Genomic DNA, 22,677 nt, shown 5'->3' with positions numbered 1-22,677 from the left:
TTAATGAACACGCCGAAAGAACTCCGTTATTCGAAAGAGCATGAGTGGGTGCGCGTCGAAGGGGATAAAGTGCGCATCGGCATCACCGATTTCGCCCAATCGGAGCTGGGCGACATCGTGTTTGTCGAGCTGCCGGAAGTCGGCGCGGAACTGACAGCGAACGAGCCGTTCGGCAGCGTTGAGTCGGTGAAAACCGTCTCGGAATTGTATGCGCCGATCAGCGGCACGGTCGTCGAAGTGAACGAAGCGTTGAACGACAATCCGGAATATGTGAACGAATCACCGTATGAAAAAGCATGGATGATCGTTATTGAGCCGAAAGACTTAAGTGAAGTGGACAACTTGTTGACGGCCGAACAATACGAAGCGATGATCAACGAAGGATAAACGTTCCTGCAAAGTTCGCTTCGAACCGGGCCCCCTATACATACCGGAATGTGATGAAAAAGGGGTGCTCGTGATGGTGTTGCAAACGAAGCAACTGGATGTCACGGACCGGGTCACCGGCAAATGGAACGGCCGCACGATCGAACTGTACGAGGGAGGCGAGCTCATCGGCCGCCTTCCGCTTCCTGCGGCTGTAGCGTGGAAAAACGGATAAAGCGAACAAATGGGAAAATTTGAAAATGGGTCACCGCTACCGTTGAACCGGATCAAAAATATGTCGACTGCGACGGGGAGGCGGGCTGGTGTTAGGAGGCAACGGCGGATGGCCGTTGCTTTTCTGTTGCCATACAATATTGTATCCTCATTCACGTTAGGTGGGTCGGACATGCGACAGGTGGAAAAAGTGATTATTGTGGAAGGGCGGTCAGATAAGGAAAAAGTGGCGGCCGTGCTGAACGAGCCGGTTGTCATCATTTGCACGAACGGCACGATCAGCGATGCGCGCCTTGAGGAGCTGGCCGATGAACTCGAAGGGCGGGATGTGTACGTGCTCGCCGATGCCGACGAGGCGGGGGAAAAATTGCGCCGGCAGTTCCGCCGGGTGTTTCCGGAAGCAGGGCATATTTACATTGACCGGGCGTATCGCGAAGTGGCCGCCGCCCCGATCTGGCATTTGGCGCATGTGCTGCTGCGCGCCCATTTTGACGTCCGTATCGAATCGTTCATGAGAGGAAGAGGCGAGTGAACACAATCGGTCGAAACGATATTAAGCGAATGGTGGAAGGGGAGCCGCTTCTCGCTCTTTCGTTGTATACCCCACTGTGCGGCACGTGCCAGTTGGCGAGGCGCATGCTTGTTGTCCTAGAACAATTGTTTCCGGACATACCGTTTTGCGAAACGGACATCAACTACATCCCCGAGCAGGCGGCGGCGTGGAAAATTGAAAGCGTTCCGTGCTTGCTTCTTTTCGCCGGCGGAGAGATCATCGGCAAATGGTATGCGTTCCATTCGGTCCCTTATTTGTACGAAGCAATCCGCGCCCGTTTGCCGCGTTGACGATCCGCCATTTTTTGACGCCGTTTGACACATTTCATGGGAAATGACAAAAACGGCGTTGGTTCGCCACGGCGGCTGTCGAGATTTTTGTAAAGGATTCTCCCCCTTCGGCATGGAAATAAAAGGACAAAGGAGATGGGGGGAGGATGCTCAATGGAAATGTGCGAGTTGGTAGGACAGTTTATGGAACGGATGCAAACGTTGCGCCATTTGTTGCCGATTTTGCCGGATGAGCAGCTGTATGTTCGCTTTGAAAGCGAGGAAGAGACCGCCATGGTGGCGCTCGGCAAGGAGCTTACTGCCGGAAGGGAACCTGATGAACGGAACGTCTTGACGGTGCACGGCTCCAAAAAAGCACTTTGCTCGCTTTTAGACGGCGAGCTGAAGCTGCAGCAGCTCGTCCGGCTGCGCGAAGTGCATGTATCGGGAAGCTTTCGTCATCTGTTGCTGCTTGAGTCGCTCCTCCATTTGGCTAAGCCATATCGGCATGTTGGGTGAAATTTTTATTGACAATGTTCGACACAAGGTGATACAATCACAGTTGTAGTCAATCGAATAGGCGATTGTTGCGCTCTTATCAAGAGAGGTGGAGGGATGTGCCCAATGAAGCCCGGCAACCGTCAGCGCGTGCGCTGAAAAGGTGCCAATTCACACAAAGCGGCCTGCTTTGAGAGATAAGAGACGGAATGGTGCACAATACCTTTCTGTTCTCTGCGGGCAGAAAGGTTTTCTTTTTGCGCTCCGCCGCCTTGGGGAGGAAGGTGAAACGATGATTACACTCGAACATGTGACAAAGATCTATCAAGCGGCTAACGGCTCGGTCACGGCCGTCGACAATGTGTCGCTTGAGATTCGCGAAGGGGAAATTTTCGGCATTATCGGCTACAGCGGCGCGGGGAAAAGTACGCTCATCCGCTTGCTCAATGGGCTCGAGAAGCCGACGGGTGGCCGGGTGGTCGTCGCCGGCCGCGACATGGGGCGCATCAAAGGGCGGGAGCTGCGCAAGGCGCGTCAAGAGATCGGGATGATTTTCCAACATTTCAACTTGCTTTGGTCGCGCACAGTGCGGGAAAACATTGCGTTTCCGCTCGAGATTGCGGGTGTTCCGAAAGCGGAGCGGCAAAAACGGGTCGATGAATTGATCGAGCTCGTCGGGCTCACGGGGCGGGAAGAGGCGTATCCGTCGCAGTTGAGCGGCGGGCAAAAGCAGCGTGTCGGCATTGCCCGGGCGCTCGCCAACAACCCGAAAGTGCTGCTTTGCGACGAGGCGACATCGGCGTTGGACCCGCAGACGACCGATGCGATTTTGGACTTGCTCGTTGACATCAACAAGCGGCTCGGGCTGACGATCGTGCTGATCACCCATGAAATGCACGTCATCCGCAAAATTTGCGACCGCGTCGCCGTGATGGAAAACGGCAAAATCGTTGAGCAAGGCGACGTGTTGCACGTGTTCCGCAACCCGCAGCAGCCGATCACGAAGCGGTTCGTCAAGCAGCTCGTCGAGCCGGAAGAGACGGAAGAGGCGATTTCCCATTTGTTTGGCCAATACCCGAGCGGGCTGATCGCGCAGCTGACGTTTGTCGGCGCGGCGGCCGGCCAGCCGCTCATCAGCCAGGTCGTGCGGCAATTTGCCGTCGATATGAATATTTTGCAAGGGAAAATTTCGCAAACCCATCAAGGCGCTTATGGGGTGCTGTTTGTGCACATCAATGGGGCGGCGGATGAAATTGACCGGGCGCTTGGCTACATTCAAAGCCAGCAGGTGGCGGTGGAGGTGATTCACGATGCTCGCTAACCTCCTGCCGAACGTCCAATGGGAGACGATGTGGGCGGCGACGGTCGAGACGCTGTATATGACGGGAGTGGCGGTGGCGGCCACTTTCGTTCTCGGAATCGTTCTTGGCTTGCTTCTATTTTTGACAGCGAAGGGCAACCTATGGGAAAACCGGTTTGTCAATACCGTGATTGCGGCGTTTGTGAACATTTTCCGCTCCATTCCGTTTATTATTTTGATCATTTTGCTCATTCCGTTTACCACCTGGCTCGTCGGGACGATGCTTGGCGCCAATGCGGCGCTGCCGGCTTTGGTGATTGGGGCCGCGCCGTTTTACGCCCGCATGGTGGAGATTGCCCTTCGCGAAATTGATAAAGGCGTCATCGAAGCAGCCCAAGCGATGGGCGCCTCAACGTGGACGATCATTTGGAAAGTGTTGCTGCCGGAGTCATTGCCGGCGCTTGTCTCCGGCATTACGGTGACGGCGGTGTCGCTCGTCAGCTATACAGCGATGGCTGGAGCCATCGGCGCCGGCGGGCTTGGGAACTTGGCGTATTTGGAAGGGTTCCATCGCAACCATAACGATGTGACATTTGTCGCAACCGTATTGGTGTTGGTCATTGTATTTATCATTCAGCTGATCGGTGACTTTGTCACTTCGAAAATCGATAAACGATAAAGGGGGAAACAACTGATGAAGAAATGGTTGGGTGTGTTGCTCGCCGCCATTCTCGTGCTCGCTTTGGCGGCATGCGGCGGCAACAATAACGACAGCGCGGAAGGCGGCAAAGACGGCAAATTGGTGAAGTTGAAAGTCGGTGCGTCGAACGTGCCGCATGCGGAAATTTTGGAAAAAGCGAAACCGATTTTGAAAGAAAAAGGCATCGACTTGGAGATCATTACGTTCCAAGATTACATCTTGCCGAACAAAGCGCTGGCTGAGAAGCAAATCGACGCCAACTATTTCCAACACATTCCGTATTTGAAATCGCAAAAGAAAGAGTACGGCTATGATTTCGTCAATGCCGGCAGCATTCATATCGAGCCGATCGGCTTATACTCGAAAAAATACAAAAGCATTGAAGAACTGCCGGACGGCGCGACGATCATCATGAGCAACTCGGTCGCCGACCATGGCCGCATTTTGTCGATGCTGCAAGAAAAGGGGCTCATTAAGCTGAAACCGGGCATCGATAAAACGAAAGCGACGGTCAACGACATCGTCGAAAACCCGAAACATTTGAAATTTAAAGCGGACGTCGATGCTGGACTTCTGCCGCAAATTTACAAAAACGGCGAAGGCGATGCGGTTTTGATCAACGCCAACTATGCGCTTGACGCCGGTTTGGACCCGGCGAAAGACCCGATCGCCGTGGAGTCGCCGAAAAACAATCCGTATGTGAACATTGTGGCGGTGCGCAAAGGCGATGAAAACCGGAAAGAAATCAAAACGCTTGTCGAAGTGCTGCAATCGAAAGAAATCCAAGATTTCATCAAAGAAAAATACCACGGCGCCGTCATTCCAGCGGCGACAAACAATCAATAACGGAAGCGAATCGCTTCCGTTATTTTTTGCACAAAAAAGAGCCGCCCGAAAGTTCAAAACCGTTTTGGATGGAGAGACGCCGCGGCCGGTCTGTTTTCCCGCGCTTCATCGGTTGTTCAAACGCGCCAGTACGGCGGCGAGCATGACGATGATGACGCAGTTTTGCAGGGCGACCACTGTCGTTAAACTGAAGATGACGTCCCCGTGTTCACCGAGAATGCTGCCGATGATGATCCATGCCAAAAACGAAGCGAAAGCGGCGGTTAAGGCAAAGACAACCCAACGAATCAATGGCATTGCCCCCTTTCCTATGATGATGGGAGTGGAACAGAACCATTCGTTTTCATCATGACATTCCGTCGATGTTGGCGAAACGGTGGTGTTTCCACACCCTTTCAATACCATTCGTTTATGCATCGGTCGAATCCTCCCTTCACCGCTACAAAGAAGGGATAGAGGCGTTCACCCAAAAAACTTTCGAACGTAGCCGAGCGGTTTAACGCGTTTACGGAAGCGTGCTTTGCCGAGGGAGCGCTGTCGAAAAAAGAAAAACAATTGATCGCCCTTGGCATCAGCCTGGCGACGCAAGATGAGTATTGCACGATTTACCATGCGAAAGGCTGCCTTGATGAAGGAGCGTCGGAACAGGAAATTTTGGAAGTATACGCGGTGGCGGCCGCGTTTGGCGGCGGGGCGGCGATGAGCCAAGCGGTGACGCTTGTGCAAGAATGCCTCCGCGAGCTGCGGGCGGCTCACTAGACTCCGGAAAAAACGGGGTCTTTTTTTGCAAAAACTCGTACAAGCTTGCGGTTTTCGTGTAAAATAGTAAAAGGCGCTGTTTTTTCACACGGTCACAGTGAAAACAGAGCGGGAAAGTTGCACGTAGTTTTCATTTGTTATAAAATGATAATGAGAATAAAATGAGAATGAACGATCGCTAGAAGACAAGCGAGTGAATTGACTTTCAATTGAGAATTGGAGGTATGCTGCATGGCGGTATTGACGATTCGCAATCTCCACGTCGCCGTGGAGGGAAAAGAAATTTTAAAAGGAGTGGACTTGGAAGTCAAAGGCGGGGAAATCCACGCCATCATGGGTCCGAACGGAACGGGGAAGTCGACGCTGGCATCGGCCATTATGGGCCATCCAAAATATGAAGTGACAGAAGGATCGGTGACGCTCGACGGCCAGGATGTCCTTGAGATGGAAGTCGACGAACGGGCGCGCGCCGGCCTGTTTTTGGCGATGCAATACCCAAGCGAAATCAGTGGAGTGACGAACGCCGACTTTTTGCGCGCGGCGATCAACGCCCGGCTTGGCGAAGGCAACGAAATTTCGCTCATGAAATTCATCCGCAAGCTCGATGAAAAAATGGCGTTTCTCGAAATGAACCCGGATATGGCGCACCGTTACTTGAACGAAGGATTCTCGGGCGGGGAGAAAAAGCGAAATGAAATTTTGCAGCTGATGATGCTTGAGCCGAAAATCGCCATTTTAGACGAGATCGACTCCGGCCTCGATATCGACGCGCTCAAAATCGTCGCCAAAGGTGTCAACGAAATGCGCAGCAGCGAGTTCGGCTGTTTGATCATCACCCACTACCAGCGGCTGCTCAACTACATCACCCCGGATTATGTGCATGTCATGATGCAAGGGCACATCGTCAAGTCCGGCGGTCCGGAGCTGGCGCAGCGGCTTGAGGCGGAAGGGTACGACTGGATCAAAAAAGAACTCGGCATCGAAGACGAAACGGTCGGACAAGAAGCGTAAGCGTTAGGAGGAGGACTATGGCGACAGAAACGAAAATCCCATTCGATGAAACCTACATCCGCACGTTCTCAAGCGGACGCGGCGAACCGGGCTGGCTGACCGAGCGGCGCCTTGAGGCGCTTCGGTTGGCGGAGCGGCTGCCGCTTCCGAAACCGGAGAAAACGAAAATCGACAATTGGAACTTCACTGGCTTCTCACGCCATGCCGTTGACAGTGCGCCATATGCCGGCCTCGATGACTTGCCTGAAGCGGTCAAGGCGCTCATGCAAGCCGGCGAAGGAACGAAAAATTTGTACGTGCAGCGCAACCATACGCCGGCGTATGTGTCGCTGTCCGATGAGTTGAAGGAGAAGGGCGTCATTTTCACCGACATCTTCACCGCAGCGCGCGAGCATGGCGACTTGCTGAAAAACTATTTGATGACGGCGGTCAAGCCGGATGAGCACCGCCTTGCCGCGCTCCATGCGGCGCTGCTCAACGGCGGTGTGTTTGTCTATGTCCCGAAAAATGTGGAGATTGAAACGCCGCTTCAGGCGGTCTATATTCAAGACGAAGACGACATCGCCTTGTTTAACCATGTCATCGTCGTGGCGGAAGACAACAGCCGCGTCGTGTTTGTCGAAAATTATATATCAACAAGCCGCGAAGGAAACGCGGTCGTTAATGTGGTCGCCGAGGTGTTTGCTCAAGCGAACGCAAGCGTCTTTTTCGCCGCTGTCGACCATTTGGCCAAAGGCACCACGACGTATGTCAATCGGCGCGGCATCGCCGGGCGCGATGGACGGATCGAATGGGCGCTCGGGCTGATGAATGACGGCAATACGGTCTCCGAGAACATCACCCGCCTTGTCGGCGACGGCTCGTTCGGCGATACGAAAACGGTCGCGGTCAGCCGCGGCGAGCAAGTGCAAAACTTTACGACGAGCGTCATTCATTACGGAAAGCATACAGAAGGCCACATTTTAAAACACGGCGTCGTCCGCGACAGCGCGACCTCGATTTTCAACGGCATCGGGAAAATTGAGCACGGTGCGTCAAAATCAAACGCCGAGCAGGAGTCGCGCGTCTTGATGTTGAGCGAAAAAGCGCGCGGCGATGCGAACCCGATTTTGTTGATTGACGAGGACGACGTCATGGCCGGCCACGCCGCTTCTGTCGGGCGCGTTGACCCGATCCAATTGTATTACTTAATGAGCCGCGGCATTCCGAGACGCGACGCGGAACGGCTCATCATCCACGGCTTTTTGGCGCCGGTTGTCGAGGCGATTCCCCTTGAAGGCGTGAAAAACCAATTAATTGAAGTGATTGAAAGGAAAGTTCAATCATGAATGTGAACGACATTCGCGCGTTGTTTCCGATTTTGCATCAGCAAGTGAACGGCCATCCGCTCGTTTATTTCGACAGCGCGGCGACATCGCAAAAGCCGCTGCCGGTGATTGAGGCGCTTGACCGCTATTACCGCGAGTACAACTCGAACGTCCACCGCGGCGTCCATACGCTCGGGACGAAGGCGACCGATGCGTACGAAGGCGCGCGCGAAAAAGTGCGGCGGTTTTTAAACGCCCAATCGGCGCAGGAAATCATCTTTACGCGTGGCACGACGGCATCGCTTAATTTGGTCGCCTCCAGCTACGGGCGCGCCAACGTCAAAGAAGGCGATGAGATCGTCATCACGTACATGGAGCATCACAGCAACTTGATTCCGTGGCAGCAGCTGGCGAAGCAAACGGGGGCGACGTTAAAATACATTCCAATGCAGGAAGACGGCACGATCGATCTGCGCGATGTCGAGGCGACCGTCACCGAAGCAGCGAAGATTGTCGCCATTGCTCATGTATCGAACGTGCTTGGGACGATCAACCCGGTGCGGGAGATCGCCCGCATCGCCCATAAGCGCGGCGCGGTCGTCGTCGTCGATGCGGCGCAAAGCGCTCCGCATATGAAGGTCGATGTTCAGGAACTTGATTGCGATTTTCTCGCCCTTTCCGGCCATAAAATGTGCGGGCCGACGGGAATCGGCGTATTATATGGCAAAAAGAAATTGCTTGAGCAGATGGAGCCGGTCGAGTTCGGCGGCGAAATGATCGATTTTGTTGAGCTGTACGACTCGACGTGGAAAGAGCTGCCGTGGAAGTTTGAAGGAGGCACGCCGATCATCGCCGGGGCGATTGGCCTTGGGGCGGCGATCGATTTCCTTGAACAAGTCGGCTTGGACGCCATCGCCGCCCATGAGCACGAGCTGGCGCAATACGCACTCGAACGGCTGGCTGGCATCGACGGCGTCACGGTATATGGCCCGAAAGAACGGGCGGGGCTTGTGACGTTTAACATCGACGGGGTGCATCCGCACGATGTGGCGACGGTTCTTGACGCCGAAGGGATCGCCATCCGCGCCGGCCACCATTGCGCCCAGCCGCTCATGAAATGGCTCGGCGTGACGGCGACCGCCCGGGCGAGCTTTTACCTTTACAATACGAAAGAGGAAATCGACCGGTTCATCGCCGCATTACAGAAAGCGAAGGAGTACTTCAGCCATGTCTTCTAACCATCCGTTGGATCAGCTTTACCGCCAAGTCATTATGGATCATTATAAAAACCCGCGAAACCGCGGGGTGCTTGAAGGAACGAACGTCGATGTCAACATGAACAACCCGACGTGCGGCGACCGCATCCACTTGACGATGAAAGTCGAAGACGGAAAAGTCGCCGACGTCAAATTTGAAGGCGAAGGCTGTTCGATTTCAATGTCGTCGGCGTCGATGATGACGCAGGCGATCAAAGGAAAAACGGTGGAGGAAGCGCTTCGGCTCGCCCACATTTTTTCCGATATGATCCAAGGGAAAGAGTACGACGATTCCGTCGACCTTGGCGACATCGAGGCGCTCCAAGGCGTTTCCAAGTTTCCGGCCCGCATCAAATGTGCGACGCTCGCGTGGAAAGCGCTCGAAAAAGGACTGCATCACCACTAAGTCTAAAGGAAGGTGAACCGAGATGGCGAAAAAAGCCCCGGAAATTGGTGAATACAAGTACGGCTTCGTCGATAAAGACGTCTCCGTCTTCCGCGCCCAGCGCGGCCTGACGCGTGAAGTCGTCGAAGAAATTTCGCGGATGAAAAACGAGCCGCAATGGATGCTCGAGTTCCGCTTAAAAGCGCTCGACATCTTCTACAGCAAACCGATGCCGCAATGGGGCGGCGACTTATCAAGCCTCGATTTCGATGAAATTACGTACTACGTCAAACCGACGGAAAAATCGGGCCGTTCGTGGGATGAGGTGCCGGCGGAGATCAAAGCGACGTTCGATAAATTAGGGATTCCAGAGGCGGAACAAAAATATTTGGCCGGCGTCTCGGCGCAATACGAATCGGAAGTCGTCTACCACAACATGAAAGAAGACCTCGAAAAACTCGGTGTCATCTTTAAAGACACCGACTCGGCGCTGAAGGAGAACGAAGACTTGTTCCGCGAGTATTTCGCCAAAGTCGTGCCGCCGACAGACAACAAATTTGCGGCCTTGAACTCGGCCGTCTGGTCGGGCGGTTCGTTCATCTACGTCCCGAAAGGCGTCAAAGTCGATACGCCGCTTCAGGCGTACTTCCGCATCAACTCGGAAAACATGGGGCAGTTTGAACGGACGCTCATCATCGTGGACGAAGGGGCGCACGTCCATTACGTCGAAGGCTGTACAGCGCCGATTTACACGACGAACTCGCTTCATAGCGCGGTTGTTGAGATCATCGTCAAAAAAGGCGCCTACTGCCGCTACACGACGATCCAAAACTGGGCGAACAACGTCTTCAACTTGGTGACGAAGCGCGCTGTCTGCGAAGAAAACGCGACGATGGAATGGATCGACGGCAACATCGGCTCGAAGCTGACGATGAAATACCCGGCCGTCATCTTAAAAGGCGAAGGGGCGCGCGGCTTGACGCTGTCGATCGCCATCGCAGGCAAAGGGCAACATCAAGACGCCGGGGCGAAAATGATCCATTTGGCCCCGAATACGTCATCGACGATCGTCTCGAAGTCGATCTCCAAACAAGGCGGCAAGGTGACGTATCGCGGCATGGTCCATTTCGGCCGCAAAGCGTCCGGCTCGCGCTCGAACATCGAATGCGATACGCTCATTCTCGACAATCAGTCGACATCGGACACGATTCCGTACAACGAAATTTTAAACGACAACATCTCGCTTGAGCACGAAGCGAAAGTGTCGAAAGTGTCGGAAGAGCAGCTGTTCTACTTGATGAGCCGCGGCATTTCCGAGCAGGAAGCGACGGAAATGATCGTCATGGGCTTCATTGAGCCGTTTACAAGAGAGCTGCCGATGGAATACGCGGTCGAGATGAACCGCTTGATCAAGTTCGAGATGGAAGGAAGCATTGGATAATCTTGATCATATCAAGGGTACAGCGTTCAAACGAAGCGCTGCACCCATCATTTTTTTCAAGTGCCGCTGATCCCACTTCAGTGTCTCATCCTCAATGTTTTGAGTCACATGGAGTGGGTGTCAGCGGTCATTGTTATGCTGGCATGCTCTATCCGTGCTAAAAGCGTCCATAACGATGATCGTCCATTTCAGATTTGTGAAGGAATGGTTATTTATGAATATTTTGTTATGATCTATAATCGGATTGGTGATGTTTCATTATTTTGAAAATATAATGATGAAAAAGAGAGTGGAACGTGAAAGAGATGATAGGAATGTGGAAATTGATCAGAATGTTGAAGTTGCGAGATCTGGAGTTGTTTCGTTTAGATGACCAAGATGGTGAAACGGTTTGTATGTTATTGATTTTGGATTACAGGAGACCTAGTGTTCTCGATGATTTTCCCATTTTAAAGGGAATCGAGGATGAGGATTCATTTGAAGGCGCGGAGAATTATATCCACACGGTCATCATTTCAGAGAAAACATTAGAACAACATATGGTGGACCGAATCATTGAGGTCATCGAAGGGTTAGTTGAACATAAGCCCGATTGTGATAATAATCATTCGTTTTATATTACGAAGTTCCCTGATTATTTTGGGGTTGGCACACATTTAATCGAGTACATTCAACCGATCTTAGATAAGATGAATTTTGATATTGATCTCACCTATATCACGGATAAACATTTCAATTACTTGACGCAAGAATAACGTTGCTTGCCGCGTCGCAGGCCATTCCCCCTTAGAGCAACGTGCCAATAGTCGTTTTGATTTCATGGCCGACCTGCTTATGGTATAGTTAAAATATCTGAAAGCTGAATAAACTGGTGATGGCCATGATTTATATTGGACTGACCGGCTGGGGCGATCATGACAGTTTGTATCCGCCGGGCCTTGCTGCGAAGGACAAACTGCCGGAATATGCGGCCCATTTTCCGACGGTCGAGGTCGATTCGTACTTTTACGCCATTCAACCGCGGGCGAATGTGGAAAAATGGATTCGGGAAACGCCGCCGCCGTTTCAGTTTATCGTGAAGGCATACCAAGGAATGACCGGGCATGAGCGCGGCCCGATTCCGTATGAAAGCAAGGAAGCGATGTTTGCCGCGTTTCTGGAATCGATCGCGCCGTTTCAGGAAGCGGGGAAATTGGCGATGGTGCTGTTTCAGTTTCCGCCGTGGTTTGACTGTCGGCGCGAGCATGTGGCGTACTTGCGCTGGACAAAAGCGCGGATGGGGGAGGTGCCGGCGGCGCTCGAATTTCGGCACCAATCGTGGTTTTCGCCGCGCTTTTATGAAAAAACGCTTCACTTTATGGAAGAAGAAGGGTGGATTCACACAATTTGCGACGAGCCGCAGGCGGGGGAAGGGTCGGTGCCGACCGTTTTGCATCCGACCGACCGGGAAAAGACGCTCATCCGCCTGCACGGACGGAATGTTCACGGCTGGAACAAGGCGACGGCCGGCGAGAACTGGAGGGTGGTCCGCTATTTATACCGGTACAATGAGCGCGAGCTGCGCGAGTGGGTGCGCCATATAGAGGTATTAAAACAAAAAACGAAACAGATTTACGTGCTGTTTAACAACAACTCCGGCGGCGATGCCGCCGACAACGCCAAACAATTGATCGATTTGCTTGGCATTGAGTACACGGGCCTTGCGCCGCGGCAGCTTGGTTTGTTTTGAAGCGAGAAAGAGGGGGATGGAGGATGGCGTATGCGTTGCTTGTCTTGATCGGCTTTATCGCGGGGACGGTCGGCAGTTTGGCCGGCCTTGGCGGCGGGGTGATCATCGTGTCGTCGCTTCTGTTTTTCGGCGCGCTCGGCTGGCTGTCGGCGGTGACGCCGCAAGTGGCGGTCGGCACGTCGCTTGTCGTCATTATTTTCAATGGCTTATCGTCCACATTGTCGTATATGAAAGACAAAATGGTCGACTATCAAAGCGGCTTGCTCTTTTGCCTTGGCAGCGTTCCCGGGGCGGTCATCGGCGCTTGGGTGAACAATACGCTGAGCGCCGCTCATTTTTCATTGTATTTTGGGCTGTTTTTAATCGCCATGTCGCTCTTTTTGTCGCTGAGTCAAAAGAAAACGAAGCGTTCGGCTGACGAGACGGCGGCGGCGAAAGAAAACGGGGCCGAACGAACAGCGGCGGAGCAGGCGCGGCCGGCGCCATGGTGGCGACGGCGTGTTGTGCGAATGTACACGGACCGAAACGGCGAGGTGTTCACATACGGCTATCAACCGCTCATGGCGGTCGCCATCGCGTTTGTGGTCGGCTTTTTCGGCGGGTTGTTTGGCATTGGCGGCGGCTCGCTCATGGTGCCGGCGATGATCGTGCTGTTTCGCTTTCCGCCCCATGTGGCGGTGGCGACGTCGATGTTGATGATTTTTTTGTCCTCGCTCGTCGGTTCACTCACCCATGTCGCGATGGGAAATGTGCAATGGTCGTTTGCCCTTGCCCTCATTCCCGGCGTATGGATCGGCGCGAAAACCGGGGCGTGGATCAATAAGCGGATGCCAAGCCGGATGCTTGTCGTCGTGCTGCGGCTAGTGCTTGTACTGCTCGGGGCCCGGCTTGTATGGGAAAGTTTGGTGTAATGGAAGGAGGGGCGCGCGTTTTGAAGCAAACTATCTACATTTATCATACGAACGACGTGCACAGCCATTTTGAACATTGGCCGCAAATCGTCCGCTTTTTGTCGGAACGGAGACGGGAACATCGCGCTCGCAACGAGGCGATGCTGTTGTTTGACGTCGGCGATTTTCTCGATCGCGTGCACCCGATTACCGAGGCGACGCGTGGAAAAGCGAATGTGGACTTATTGAACGATCTTCACTATGATGCGGTGACGATCGGCAACAACGAAGGGATCACCCTTGATCATGATGAACTGGATACGTTGTACGAACAGGCTCGGTTTCCGGTCGTTGTCGCCAATTTGTTTCGCCGCGATGGCGTGCGGCCGCATTGGGCGCTTCCGTATGTCGTCATCCCGGCGACGGAGACGTTTCGCATTGGGGTGGTTGGCGCCACCGCTCCGTTTTCTCACTTTTACGAGCTGCTCGGCTGGAAGATCGTTCCGCCGTTTGACATGTTGGCAGCGGCGGTGGAGGAAGTGAGGCAAAAGGCCGATTGCGTCGTTGTGCTGTCTCATCTTGGGGTGAATGAAGATGAAAAAATCGCTGCAACGATTCCGGGCGTGGATATTGTGTTGGGCGCTCACACCCACCATGTGTTTCCAGAAGGTAAGGAAGTAAACGGTGCGCTTCTTTGCGCGGCTGGGAAATACGGACAATATGTCGGTGTCGTTAAGCTGGAAGTGGAAGGGCGACGTCTTGGGCGGGCGTCTGCGAAGGTGTTGGATGCTGGTGTGATGCCGTTTTCCGAAGAAGTGGCGTGCCGCCTTCGCTCCCTTGAACAGAAAAGTTTGGCGCGGCTTGAAGCGGAACAAGTCGCCGTGCTCCATGATGACTTGCCGCTTGACTGGTTCGCTCCGTCGCCGCTTGCCCGTTTGCTTGCGTCTGCGCTGCGCGAATGGTGCCAGGCGGACATCGGGATGGTGAACGCCGGGGTGCTGCTTGAACCGCTTGCGAGAGGACCGGTGACGAAAAAAGATTTGCATCGCATTTGCCCGCATCCGCTCAACCCGTGCAAGGTGAAGCTGCGCGGCGCGGAGCTCAAAGAGATTATCCTTGAGGCCAATACGGAACGGATGAAGCATTTTCGTTTTAAAGGGTTTGGCTTCCGCGGCGAAGTGATGGGGGAAATGGTGTACGACGGCGTCGAGATCGAAACGGAGCTGGAAGAAGACGGCGCCTGGCATATCCGCGCCATTCGAATCAACGGCGAGCCGCTCGAGCCGGAGCGCACCTATGACGTGGCGACGACCGACATGTTTGCCATTGGTCATTTTTATCCGCAAATTCAGCGGGCAGCGGAGAAAACGTACTATATGCCGGAGTTTTTGCGCGATCTTCTCGCCTGGAAATTGGCCCAATAGGCAGGCACTTCTTTTTCCATGCTTCATACATTGGAGTATGGAAAGGAGAGTGACTGCGGCGATGGTGGAAGTCAAGCCGATTATCATTGAGGGACATCCGTTTGTCGCGGTGTCCGTCCAGCTGCCGAAAACGAACTTGCTGGCGGTGGCGAGTGAAAAAGGGTACATCATGTGCGGGGCGCTCGATGTGGCGTTATTGAACGAAAAGCTGCGCGACCGCGGCATTGTCGCCGGACGGGCGGTCGGGGTGCGCACGGTCGAGCAGTTGCTTGAGGCGCCGCTCGAATCGGTGACAGTCGCCGCCGAGGAGCTTGGCATCAAACGGGGAATGAAAGGAAAAGACGCGCTGTTGAAAATGCGGTGAAAAAATCCCTCCTTGCAAGCATACATATAGCTTGTAAAGGAGGGATTTCATTTTGCTGCGCCCCCGATTTGTGCGGAGAGGGCCGCTTCCGTTCCGCTACGTGTTTTTATTGACATTCGTTTTTTTTATGTTTTCCACAGCGGCCGGGCTTTGGATCGTGAATAAAGGCATTGAGCCGATGCTGATGGAAATTGCGGAAACGGAAACGAAGCGGATTGCCAACTTGGTGATCAATAACGCCATTGAGCAGCAGTTTCAAAAAGACAACCCTGAATTTCGGCAGCTGGTCACGGTTCAAAAGGACGAAAGCGGCAAAATTGTGTCGGTCGATTTTGACACCGCGGTGATCAATCGCATCTTATCGGAGACGGATGATCATGTGATGGAAAGCTTAAAGGCGGCGACAGAAGGACGGATCGAACGGATGGTGCTGCCTGAGGTCGAATCCGGCCAAGGGGACAGCCGCGGGATCATTTACTATATCCCGCTCGGCCAAGTGACGAACAACGTGCTGCTCGCCAACCTCGGCCCGCGCATTCCGGTGCAGTTTCAGATCGTTGGCAATGTCGAATCGGAAGTGACGAAAGAAATTCGAGCGTATGATATTAACAGTTTTTTTATTGAAATTGATATTCATGTATCGGTCGACATCCAGGTCGTCATTCCTTTTGCATCGAAAATTTCCAATGTGACAACAGATATTCCAGTTGTGATGCGCTTTATTCCGGGAGAAGTGCCGCAATTTTACAACAAAAACGGCGGTCAAGTCGGCCCGTCCATCCAGCTTCCGAAGCGGTAGTGGGAAAGGCTGTCAATGTGCGCCTCTAAAAGGCCGGCGACTGTCATCTTCCTAAATCGATCGTTCTCGTTCGACTGTCGAAGGCAAGCCAAGGCGTGACGGAGGATCGAACAACCGCCTGCTTCACAGACCCATATATGGGTCTTTAAGCGGCGTTGTTCGGTCGCCCGACAGTCGATCAAATACTCGGGTAAAAGCTGCAAATGGCAAAGCTTCAAATTGCATCTATATAGTTCCGTTAGGTTGACGGGTGCCCGTCAGCCGTTGGGAATGGTTTTTACAGAAACATGGAAATGTTATGCAAAAAAAGTGTTCTTCTCGGCGAAGGGGCTTTGGCTGTTTCTCTGGCGTTTGTCAAGAGGAAACAGCTTTTTTGTTTTTTAAATAGAAAACAACTAGACGAGTTGGTTCGAATTTTGTAATATTATATTAAATTGAAAATAATTTTATTATTTATATATCAGTTTGAGAGGGGGGATGAACGGCCGGCATCGGAAGGCATGCATCAGTTTGCGGCGCCATCCGGCGCGGCGCACGAGCGCACAAGGCATACGGACTCTATCGATATAGTATGCAGAAAAAGGTGTGCGCTCTGGTGACAGAACATTTTGAACAATGGGGGAACAAGAAATGAAGAAAAAAAGAGCAGCAGGTGTCTTTTTCTCATTGATGCTGACGGCGGGTCTTTTGGCCGGCTGCGGCGGCAACCAGCAAGGAGGCAGTTCTTCAGGCGGAAACAGCGGCGGAGGCGGGGGCGGCGATGTGATTAAAATCGGCGCCAACCTTGAGCTGTCCGGCGGGGCCGCGTCATACGGCCAGTCGATTGCGGAAGGGCTCGACTTGGCGCTTGAGGAAATCAACAAAGAAGGAATCAACGGCAAAAAGCTGGAGTTGGTGAAAGTCGACAACAAATCGGAAGCGGCCGAAGCGACGAACGGCGCGATCAAGTTGATCAGCCAGGATAAAGTCGTCGCCATCATTGGCTCGGCGACGAGCACGAACACGCTCGCTCAAGTGCAAATTGCCAATGACAATAAAGTTCCGATTATTACACCGTCTGGGACGAGCGAAACGGTGACCGTCAAAGATGGCAAAGTGAACGAGTTCGTCTTCCGGACGTGCTTTATCGACCCGTTCCAGGGAACGGTGGCGGCCAAATTTGCGCTGAACGACTTGAAAGTAAAAAAGGCGGCTGATTTGATCGACAGCGCGAGCGACTATTCGAAAGGGCTGGCGGCGTCATTTAAAGAAACATTTACAGCCGGCGGCGGCCAAATTGTTGCCGAAGAAGCGTATGTGGCGAAAGACACCGACTTCCGCGCCACGCTGACGAGCATTAAATCGGCCAATCCGGAATTTTTATTCTTGCCGGGCTACTATGAAGAAGTCGGTTTGATCGTCAAACAAGCGCGAGAGCTTGGGTTGAACATCCCGATCATGGGCGGCGACGGCTGGGATTCGCCAAAACTGATTGAGCTTGCTGGCAAAGACGCGTTGAACAATACGTACATTACGAACCATTATTCGTCGGGCGACCCGGATCCGAAAATTCAAGAATTTGTCAAAGCGTTCCAAGCGAAATACAATAAAGCGCCGGACGCCTTTAACGCCCTTGGCTACGATACGGCATACTTCTTGGCGGATGCCATCAAACGGGCTGGCAGCGCCGATCCGGTGAAAATTAAAGACGCGCTGGCGCAAACGAAAGATTTGCAGCTTGTCACGGGAACATTTACGGTCGATCAAAACCACAATCCTGTCAAATCGGCCATTATTTTGGAATACAAAGACGGGCAGCAGCAATTTAAAACAAAAGTGAATCCGTAATAAAAGGCTGGATGGATGCGTGGACAGAGGAGGCCCCTAAGGGGCGCCCTCCCATCCGGCATTTCTTTTGGCCAACGACGAGTTTTCGTTAAGGAGCGTGCAATCATGGAACTCATTCAACAGCTGGTCAACGGCATTTCGCTAGGCAGCATTTATGCGCTCATCGCGCTTGGCTATACGATGGTGTATGGCATCGTCCGGCTCATTAACTTCGCCCATGGCGACGTCTTTATGATTGGTTCATTCGTCGGCTTTTACGCTGTGACGATGCTCGGCGTCGGTTTTTTCCCAGCGCTGTTGTTGGCGATGGCCGCCTGTGCCGTGCTCGGGGTAGTCATTGAGCGGATTGCGTACAAGCCGCTGCGCAACGCGACGCGCATTGCTGTGCTCATTACAGCGATCGGCGTATCGCTGCTCATTGAGTACGTCATCATTTATTTGCGTGGGGCGCAGCCGGAAGCGTATCCGAGCACGTTGCTGTCAGATCGGAACTTGGAGCTGTTTGGCGTTGTCATCAGCAGCCAGTCGCTGTTCATCCTCGGCACGTCCCTCGTTTTGATGGTCCTTCTTCAGTTCATTGTTCACCGGACAAAAATCGGGAAAGCGATGCGCGCCGTCTCTCATGATGCGGAAGCGGCCCGGTTAATGGGAATCAACGTCGACAATACGATTTCGGCCACGTTCGCCATCGGTTCGGCGCTTGCGGGGGCGGCAGGCGTTATTTTCGGCATTTATTATACAAAAATCGAGCCATTGATGGGCATTCTTCCCGGATTAAAAGCGTTTGTCGCCGCCGTGTTGGGCGGAATCGGCATCATTCCGGGAGCGATGGTCGGGGGGCTTTTGCTTGGCGTCATCGAATCGCTCGTCAGCGGGCTCGGCTACTCGCTTTGGCGCGACGGAGTGGCGTTTGTCATTTTAATTCTCATCCTCATTTTCCGGCCGGCCGGATTGTTTGGCAAGAACGTACGAGAAAAAGTGTAAAGGATGGTAGGGAACAATGGCAACTTGGAAGCGGACGAGTGGATTTTGGGTTTCCGTCATACTGGCCTTCTCCTTTTTCGTTGTTGTCGAGTGGCTGATTGCAAGCGGAACGTTAAACATCTTTTATGTGAATACCCTCTTTTTTATGGCGATTAATGTCATTTTGGCCGTCAGCCTTCATTTAATTATCGGGATCACCGGACAATTTTCCATTGGCCATGCCGGTTTTTTCGCCGTTGGCGCCTATGCCTCCGCGATTATGACGATGAAGCTGCAGCTGCCGTTTGCGGCCGGCGTTTTGGCTGCCGGGGTGGCGGCGGCGCTCGCCGGCCTCATCATCGGCGTGCCGAGCTTGCGTTTAAAAGGCGATTATTTGGCGATCGCCACGCTCGGCTTTGGCGAAATTGTCCGCATCGCGCTCTTGAACATCGATTACGTCGGCGGGGCGAGCGGCATGACGGTGACGCATATGACGACATGGCCGTGGGTGTTCGCCTGCCTGTTTGCCACCATTTTGGTGATCGCCAACTTCACGAACTCGACGCACGGACGGGCGTGCATCTCGATCCGCGAAGATGAAATCGCCGCCGATGCCATGGGGATCAACACGACGTATTACAAAGTGGCGGCGTTTGTGATCGGTTCGTTTTTCGCCGGCATCGCCGGAGCGCTGTATGCGCACCACTTTTACATTATTCAGCCATCGAACTTTGGCTTCCTGAAATCGTTCGACATTTTGATTTTCGTCGTCCTCGGTGGGCTCGGCAGCCTATCCGGCGCGGTGGTGGCCGCGGTGTTGCTGACGATCGTTTCGACGTTCTTGCAAAACTATCCGGAAACGCGGATGATCATTTACAGCATCGTCTTGATTTTGGTGATGCTGTACCGTCCAACCGGGTTGATGGGGACGAAAGAACTATCTTCGCTCTTCAAATGGCGGAAGGCAGCGCAGGGAGGAATGAATCATGGCGGCAAAAACACCGTTGCTTAAAGCAGAAAACGTCGGCATCCAGTTTGGCGGGCTGAAGGCGCTCTCCGGTGTGACGATGGAGCTATATCAAGGGGAGCTTGTCGGGCTCATCGGCCCGAACGGCGCGGGGAAAACGACGCTGTTTAACTTGTTGACGGGCGTGTATGTGCCGACTGACGGGCGGATTATGCTTGACGGCGAGACGTTGAACGGACTGCCGCCGTATAAAATTACGCGCAAAGGGATCAGCCGGACGTTTCAAAACATTCGCCTGTTCGGCGAGCTGTCGGTGCTCGACAATGTGAAAGTCGCCTACCATGCGCATGCCCGCCATTCGATCGCGAGCTCCATTCTCCGCCTCCCGTCCCATTTCCGCGGGGAAAAGGAAATAGAAGAAAAGGCGATCGAGTTTTTGAACATTTTTCAGCTTGACGGCGTCATGCACGAGAAAGCGAAAAACTTGCCGTACGGCCAGCAGCGCCGGCTTGAGATCGCCCGGACGCTGGCGGCGCAGCCAAAAGTGCTTTTGCTTGACGAGCCGGCCGCCGGCATGAACCCGCAAGAAACGAAAGAATTGATGAACTTGATCGCGTTTATCCGCGAACGGTTTGCGTTGACGATTTTGTTGATTGAGCATGATATGTCGCTTGTGATGGGCATATGCGAGCGCATTTACGTGTTGGACCACGGCCAATTGATCGCCCACGGCACGCCGGAACAAGTGCGCAGCAACCCGAAAGTGATCGAGGCTTACCTTGGCGAGGAGGTGTCGTGACGTGTTGAAAGTGGAGGCAATCGATGTGTTTTACGGCAACATTCATGCCTTAAAAGGCGTATCGCTTGAGGTGAACAAAGGCGAGATCGTCACGCTGATCGGCGCAAACGGCGCCGGCAAAACGACGCTGCTAAAAACGATCTCCGGCTTGTTGAAGCCGAAAAGTGGCGACATCGTCTACGAAGGGGCTTCGATCGCCGGCAAGGCGACGCAAACGATCGTCAAGCAAGGCATTTCCCACGTGCCGGAAGGGCGGCGCGTGTTCGCCAATATGACGGTCGAGGAAAACTTGGAGCTTGGCGCGTTTTTGCGCAAAGACAAAGACGGCATTCAACAAGACTTTGCCAAAGTCTTTCAGCTGTTCCCGCGCCTCGAGGAGCGGCGCAAGCAGCTGGCCGGCACGCTTTCGGGCGGCGAGCAGCAGATGCTCGCCATCGGCCGTGCGCTCATGGCGCGCCCGAAGCTGCTCTTGCTTGACGAACCGTCGATGGGGCTCGCGCCGCTGCTGGTGAAGATGATTTTCCGCATCATTCAGGAAATCAACGAATCGGGAACGACGATTTTGCTTGTCGAACAAAACGCCCACATGGCGCTCTCCATCGCCGACCGCGCCTACGTCATCGAATCCGGGCGCGTCGTCCTGTCGGGGGCGGCGAGCGAGCTGCAGGCGAGCGAGCAAGTGAAACAGGCGTATTTGGGCGGGCATTAACGAAAGCAGAAAGACGAAAAGAGGCCGACATCGGCCTCTTTTTTGTCCAGCCGCCGCTGCTAGCGGCGCCGCTGTTGCTGCCGCTCGGCCCGCTCCCACGCTTTCAAGTGCGGATACGGGTCAAACGCCCACTCCGTATAGCCGTTGTCTTTGTACATGCCGTAATGGAGGTGGGGCGGGAACTTTCCAGCGGTGCCCGGCGGTCCGTAGCCGGAGCTGCCGACCGAGCCGATGATCGTGCCCGGCTCGACGATTTGCCCTTCGCGAAGCCCGGCGGCAAAGCCGTTCAAATGGGCAAAATAATGGTACGTGTTGTTGATGTCGCGGATGCCGACGCGCCAGCCGCCGTATTTATTCCATCCTTTCAGTTCGACAATGCCATAGCACGTCGAGCGGACCGGCACGCCGTAGCCGGCGAAAATGTCGGTTCCTTCATGAATGCGGCGCCCGCCCCAGCCGCGCGCATCGCCCCACGTGTCGCGGTAGCTGTAATTCGCCCGCAACGGGAGCGGAAAGACATGGTCATCCAGTTTCAATGTCTTGTATTTTTTGTAAATCTTCACTTTTCCTAAAATCAAATCCACCGTTTTGGAACGCTGGTAATAGTTCCAAAGCGCGATTTTAATATGGCGATGATCGATACCGTATGTCTGCAAATAGCTTGCCATGGCCATGATGACGTCGTCGTCGTCATCCGCCCGCGCCTTGCCGTCCCCGTCTCCGTCCACACCGAGCCCGCCAAACTGGGAAATCGTAAACGGGTTCGTATCGTGCGGATTTTTGTTCAGCGGTCCGGCCCATACGTCCGGTTTCATATAAATGCCGAGGACGCCGGTTGGTTTTGGCAAGTCGCGGCGCGCTTGCCGGATGTTCCGTTCATACTGGTCGATGGCGGCAAAGTAATACCATGGAATGAGCGAAACCGCCTCCGCTTTTTTATACAGCTCCATGCGCTGTTCGTATACTGCGTCGTCGTTTTCCGCCGCGGAAGCCGCGCTGGCCGCTATGAACAACACCGTCGCCACCCATAGGGCGACAAACCATCGGTGCACGTGGAATCCCCCCTTTTCGCCCATTTCATATGTTTAGTTTGGGGAGAAACAGGCGATTCATAAATGTTAAAAAGAGGAAAGCGGCTTATTTTTTGGTTCATCACCAAAAGTTGTACTTGCACCTGTCATGAAAGTATGTTAGCTGTTTCTAGCCGAACCCGCAATGCAAAACGCTGGATATTTCTGTATCCGTATCCCCGACGTTTCATCAGCTTGATCTTGTTATTTG

Annotated in this window: 27 protein-coding genes, 1 pseudogene and 1 riboswitch; of the genes and pseudogenes, 25 read left to right on the top strand and 3 right to left on the bottom strand. The window is 53.6% G+C overall.

All coding sequences use genetic code 11. From position 1 onward, the window contains the following. Window positions 1-3 precede the first annotated feature (3 nt). From gcvH to IKE44_RS12795, 8 genes are all read left to right on the top strand, one after another. On the top strand, window positions 4-387 hold the full coding sequence (gene gcvH, locus IKE44_RS12830) for a glycine cleavage system protein GcvH (protein ID WP_033016348.1): 384 nt from the start codon (window positions 4-6) through the stop codon (window positions 385-387). A gap of 73 nt (window positions 388-460) precedes the next feature. After that, window positions 461-601 (top strand): DUF2553 family protein, encoded by a 141-nt coding sequence (locus IKE44_RS12825; protein WP_233205007.1) that lies wholly within the window; start codon window positions 461-463, stop codon window positions 599-601. A 171-nt stretch (window positions 602-772) separates the two neighbouring features. Beyond that, window positions 773-1,132 (top strand): ribonuclease M5, encoded by a 360-nt coding sequence (locus IKE44_RS12820; protein WP_033010412.1) that lies wholly within the window; start codon window positions 773-775, stop codon window positions 1,130-1,132. Continuing rightward, entirely contained in the window at window positions 1,129-1,443 is a 315-nt protein-coding gene (locus IKE44_RS12815; RefSeq protein WP_094239171.1) for a thioredoxin family protein, read from the top strand. The genes IKE44_RS12820 and IKE44_RS12815 overlap by 4 nt, the downstream gene beginning before the upstream one ends. A gap of 153 nt (window positions 1,444-1,596) precedes the next feature. Further along, complete coding sequence (locus tag IKE44_RS12810) at window positions 1,597-1,941, top strand: hypothetical protein (RefSeq protein ID WP_033016346.1); 345 nt, start codon at window positions 1,597-1,599, stop codon at window positions 1,939-1,941. Window positions 1,942-2,014: 73 nt separating this feature from the next. Beyond that, a riboswitch (SAM riboswitch) is annotated at window positions 2,015-2,124 on the top strand. Between the two features lie 88 nt (window positions 2,125-2,212). Continuing rightward, complete coding sequence (locus tag IKE44_RS12805; RefSeq protein ID WP_033016344.1) at window positions 2,213-3,241, top strand: methionine ABC transporter ATP-binding protein; 1,029 nt, start codon at window positions 2,213-2,215, stop codon at window positions 3,239-3,241. Further along, on the top strand, window positions 3,231-3,899 hold the full coding sequence (locus IKE44_RS12800; protein ID WP_287466106.1) for a methionine ABC transporter permease: 669 nt from the start codon (window positions 3,231-3,233) through the stop codon (window positions 3,897-3,899). Before IKE44_RS12805 ends, IKE44_RS12800 begins: the two co-directional genes overlap by 11 nt. 15 nt (window positions 3,900-3,914) lie before the next feature. Then, window positions 3,915-4,766, top strand: coding sequence for a MetQ/NlpA family ABC transporter substrate-binding protein (locus IKE44_RS12795; RefSeq protein ID WP_287466104.1), 852 nt, complete (start codon window positions 3,915-3,917; stop codon window positions 4,764-4,766). 105 nt (window positions 4,767-4,871) lie between these two features. Here the strand turns inward: IKE44_RS12795 and IKE44_RS12790 are convergent, their stop codons facing one another. Further along, window positions 4,872-5,063, bottom strand: a complete 192-nt coding sequence (locus IKE44_RS12790) for a hypothetical protein (RefSeq protein WP_033010372.1) — start codon at window positions 5,061-5,063, stop codon at window positions 4,872-4,874. A 65-nt stretch (window positions 5,064-5,128) separates the two neighbouring features. Between IKE44_RS12790 and IKE44_RS12785 the strand changes: the two are divergent. The 17 genes and pseudogenes from IKE44_RS12785 (at window position 5,129) to IKE44_RS12705 (ending at window position 21,396) form a co-directional block, all read left to right on the top strand. Beyond that, window positions 5,129-5,525 (top strand): annotated as a pseudogene (locus IKE44_RS12785) (carboxymuconolactone decarboxylase family protein). 231 nt (window positions 5,526-5,756) lie between these two features. Then, on the top strand, window positions 5,757-6,536 hold the full coding sequence (gene sufC, locus IKE44_RS12780) for a Fe-S cluster assembly ATPase SufC (protein WP_232854521.1): 780 nt from the start codon (window positions 5,757-5,759) through the stop codon (window positions 6,534-6,536). Between the two features lie 17 nt (window positions 6,537-6,553). Next, a complete protein-coding gene (gene sufD / locus IKE44_RS12775; RefSeq protein ID WP_033016338.1) occupies window positions 6,554-7,864 on the top strand; it encodes a Fe-S cluster assembly protein SufD in 1,311 nt (436 codons plus the stop codon). Then, entirely contained in the window at window positions 7,861-9,081 is a 1,221-nt protein-coding gene (locus IKE44_RS12770; RefSeq protein ID WP_064213549.1) for a cysteine desulfurase, read from the top strand. The genes sufD and IKE44_RS12770 overlap by 4 nt, the downstream gene beginning before the upstream one ends. Then, a complete protein-coding gene (sufU, locus tag IKE44_RS12765) occupies window positions 9,071-9,505 on the top strand; it encodes a Fe-S cluster assembly sulfur transfer protein SufU (protein WP_015375744.1) in 435 nt (144 codons plus the stop codon). Before IKE44_RS12770 ends, sufU begins: the two co-directional genes overlap by 11 nt. 22 nt (window positions 9,506-9,527) lie before the next feature. Next, window positions 9,528-10,925, top strand: a complete 1,398-nt coding sequence (gene sufB, locus IKE44_RS12760; RefSeq protein ID WP_015375743.1) for a Fe-S cluster assembly protein SufB — start codon at window positions 9,528-9,530, stop codon at window positions 10,923-10,925. Window positions 10,926-11,239: 314 nt separating this feature from the next. Then, window positions 11,240-11,680: a hypothetical protein gene (locus IKE44_RS12755; RefSeq protein ID WP_230581366.1), complete on the top strand. Its 441-nt coding sequence runs from the start codon at window positions 11,240-11,242 to the stop codon at window positions 11,678-11,680. A 125-nt stretch (window positions 11,681-11,805) separates the two neighbouring features. Continuing rightward, a complete protein-coding gene (locus tag IKE44_RS12750; protein ID WP_049624159.1) occupies window positions 11,806-12,654 on the top strand; it encodes a DUF72 domain-containing protein in 849 nt (282 codons plus the stop codon). Window positions 12,655-12,677: 23 nt separating this feature from the next. Continuing rightward, window positions 12,678-13,565: a sulfite exporter TauE/SafE family protein gene (locus IKE44_RS12745; RefSeq protein WP_287466098.1), complete on the top strand. Its 888-nt coding sequence runs from the start codon at window positions 12,678-12,680 to the stop codon at window positions 13,563-13,565. Window positions 13,566-13,585: 20 nt separating this feature from the next. Beyond that, window positions 13,586-14,968 (top strand): bifunctional metallophosphatase/5'-nucleotidase, encoded by a 1,383-nt coding sequence (locus tag IKE44_RS12740; protein WP_049624160.1) that lies wholly within the window; start codon window positions 13,586-13,588, stop codon window positions 14,966-14,968. 61 nt (window positions 14,969-15,029) lie between these two features. Further along, window positions 15,030-15,332 carry a YunC family protein gene (locus IKE44_RS12735; protein WP_033010377.1) on the top strand — a complete coding sequence of 101 codons (303 nt, stop codon included), beginning with the start codon at window positions 15,030-15,032 and terminating at the stop codon, window positions 15,330-15,332. Between the two features lie 52 nt (window positions 15,333-15,384). Continuing rightward, window positions 15,385-16,131 (top strand): sporulation protein YunB, encoded by a 747-nt coding sequence (gene yunB / locus IKE44_RS12730; protein ID WP_033016333.1) that lies wholly within the window; start codon window positions 15,385-15,387, stop codon window positions 16,129-16,131. Window positions 16,132-16,761: 630 nt separating this feature from the next. Next, window positions 16,762-17,958 (top strand): ABC transporter substrate-binding protein, encoded by a 1,197-nt coding sequence (locus tag IKE44_RS12725; RefSeq protein ID WP_287466095.1) that lies wholly within the window; start codon window positions 16,762-16,764, stop codon window positions 17,956-17,958. A 105-nt stretch (window positions 17,959-18,063) separates the two neighbouring features. Continuing rightward, window positions 18,064-18,942, top strand: coding sequence for a branched-chain amino acid ABC transporter permease (locus tag IKE44_RS12720; RefSeq protein ID WP_033010381.1), 879 nt, complete (start codon window positions 18,064-18,066; stop codon window positions 18,940-18,942). Window positions 18,943-18,958: 16 nt separating this feature from the next. After that, window positions 18,959-19,933: a branched-chain amino acid ABC transporter permease gene (locus IKE44_RS12715; protein ID WP_033016332.1), complete on the top strand. Its 975-nt coding sequence runs from the start codon at window positions 18,959-18,961 to the stop codon at window positions 19,931-19,933. Continuing rightward, window positions 19,908-20,687: an ABC transporter ATP-binding protein gene (locus tag IKE44_RS12710; RefSeq protein ID WP_287466093.1), complete on the top strand. Its 780-nt coding sequence runs from the start codon at window positions 19,908-19,910 to the stop codon at window positions 20,685-20,687. Before IKE44_RS12715 ends, IKE44_RS12710 begins: the two co-directional genes overlap by 26 nt. Window position 20,688: 1 nt before the next feature. Beyond that, window positions 20,689-21,396 (top strand): ABC transporter ATP-binding protein, encoded by a 708-nt coding sequence (locus IKE44_RS12705; protein WP_287466091.1) that lies wholly within the window; start codon window positions 20,689-20,691, stop codon window positions 21,394-21,396. Between the two features lie 59 nt (window positions 21,397-21,455). Here IKE44_RS12705 and IKE44_RS12700 read toward each other — a convergent pair whose 3' ends face one another. Both IKE44_RS12700 and IKE44_RS12695 read right to left on the bottom strand, forming a co-directional pair. Next, window positions 21,456-22,472, bottom strand: coding sequence for a M23 family metallopeptidase (locus IKE44_RS12700; RefSeq protein ID WP_414457966.1), 1,017 nt, complete (start codon window positions 22,470-22,472; stop codon window positions 21,456-21,458). Window positions 22,473-22,573: 101 nt separating this feature from the next. Next, window positions 22,574-22,677: transposase (locus IKE44_RS12695; RefSeq protein WP_287464752.1), on the bottom strand; the 104-nt coding region annotated here is incomplete at its 5' end.

This window comes from Geobacillus sp. (assembly GCF_017515625.1).
Classification (GTDB): domain Bacteria; phylum Bacillota; class Bacilli; order Bacillales; family Anoxybacillaceae; genus Geobacillus; species Geobacillus stearothermophilus.
Note: the sequence above shows the minus strand (reverse complement) of the source record. Positions and strands in the feature narration are given on the sequence as shown.

What these genes read in the sequence shown, in the direction of transcription:
- IKE44_RS12720 (WP_033010381.1), top strand. Translation starts at nt 18,064, where the DNA reads ATGGAACTCATTCAACAGCTGGTCAACGGCATTTCGCTAGGCAGCATT.
- IKE44_RS12790 (WP_033010372.1), bottom strand. Translation starts at nt 5,063, where the DNA reads ATGCCATTGATTCGTTGGGTTGTCTTTGCCTTAACCGCCGCTTTCGCT.
- sufC (WP_232854521.1), top strand. Translation starts at nt 5,757, where the DNA reads ATGGCGGTATTGACGATTCGCAATCTCCACGTCGCCGTGGAGGGAAAA.
- IKE44_RS12825 (WP_233205007.1), top strand. Translation starts at nt 461, where the DNA reads ATGGTGTTGCAAACGAAGCAACTGGATGTCACGGACCGGGTCACCGGC.
- IKE44_RS12755 (WP_230581366.1), top strand. Translation starts at nt 11,240, where the DNA reads ATGTGGAAATTGATCAGAATGTTGAAGTTGCGAGATCTGGAGTTGTTT.
- IKE44_RS12700 (WP_414457966.1), bottom strand. Translation starts at nt 22,472, where the DNA reads ATGGGCGAAAAGGGGGGATTCCACGTGCACCGATGGTTTGTCGCCCTA.
- IKE44_RS12750 (WP_049624159.1), top strand. Translation starts at nt 11,806, where the DNA reads ATGATTTATATTGGACTGACCGGCTGGGGCGATCATGACAGTTTGTAT.
- IKE44_RS12770 (WP_064213549.1), top strand. Translation starts at nt 7,861, where the DNA reads ATGAATGTGAACGACATTCGCGCGTTGTTTCCGATTTTGCATCAGCAA.
- IKE44_RS12745 (WP_287466098.1), top strand. Translation starts at nt 12,678, where the DNA reads ATGGCGTATGCGTTGCTTGTCTTGATCGGCTTTATCGCGGGGACGGTC.
- IKE44_RS12805 (WP_033016344.1), top strand. Translation starts at nt 2,213, where the DNA reads ATGATTACACTCGAACATGTGACAAAGATCTATCAAGCGGCTAACGGC.
- IKE44_RS12715 (WP_033016332.1), top strand. Translation starts at nt 18,959, where the DNA reads ATGGCAACTTGGAAGCGGACGAGTGGATTTTGGGTTTCCGTCATACTG.
- IKE44_RS12735 (WP_033010377.1), top strand. Translation starts at nt 15,030, where the DNA reads ATGGTGGAAGTCAAGCCGATTATCATTGAGGGACATCCGTTTGTCGCG.
- IKE44_RS12795 (WP_287466104.1), top strand. Translation starts at nt 3,915, where the DNA reads ATGAAGAAATGGTTGGGTGTGTTGCTCGCCGCCATTCTCGTGCTCGCT.
- sufD (WP_033016338.1), top strand. Translation starts at nt 6,554, where the DNA reads ATGGCGACAGAAACGAAAATCCCATTCGATGAAACCTACATCCGCACG.
- IKE44_RS12810 (WP_033016346.1), top strand. Translation starts at nt 1,597, where the DNA reads ATGGAAATGTGCGAGTTGGTAGGACAGTTTATGGAACGGATGCAAACG.
- IKE44_RS12710 (WP_287466093.1), top strand. Translation starts at nt 19,908, where the DNA reads ATGGCGGCAAAAACACCGTTGCTTAAAGCAGAAAACGTCGGCATCCAG.
- IKE44_RS12725 (WP_287466095.1), top strand. Translation starts at nt 16,762, where the DNA reads ATGAAGAAAAAAAGAGCAGCAGGTGTCTTTTTCTCATTGATGCTGACG.
- IKE44_RS12820 (WP_033010412.1), top strand. Translation starts at nt 773, where the DNA reads ATGCGACAGGTGGAAAAAGTGATTATTGTGGAAGGGCGGTCAGATAAG.
- gcvH (WP_033016348.1), top strand. Translation starts at nt 4, where the DNA reads ATGAACACGCCGAAAGAACTCCGTTATTCGAAAGAGCATGAGTGGGTG.
- IKE44_RS12800 (WP_287466106.1), top strand. Translation starts at nt 3,231, where the DNA reads ATGCTCGCTAACCTCCTGCCGAACGTCCAATGGGAGACGATGTGGGCG.
- sufU (WP_015375744.1), top strand. Translation starts at nt 9,071, where the DNA reads ATGTCTTCTAACCATCCGTTGGATCAGCTTTACCGCCAAGTCATTATG.
- sufB (WP_015375743.1), top strand. Translation starts at nt 9,528, where the DNA reads ATGGCGAAAAAAGCCCCGGAAATTGGTGAATACAAGTACGGCTTCGTC.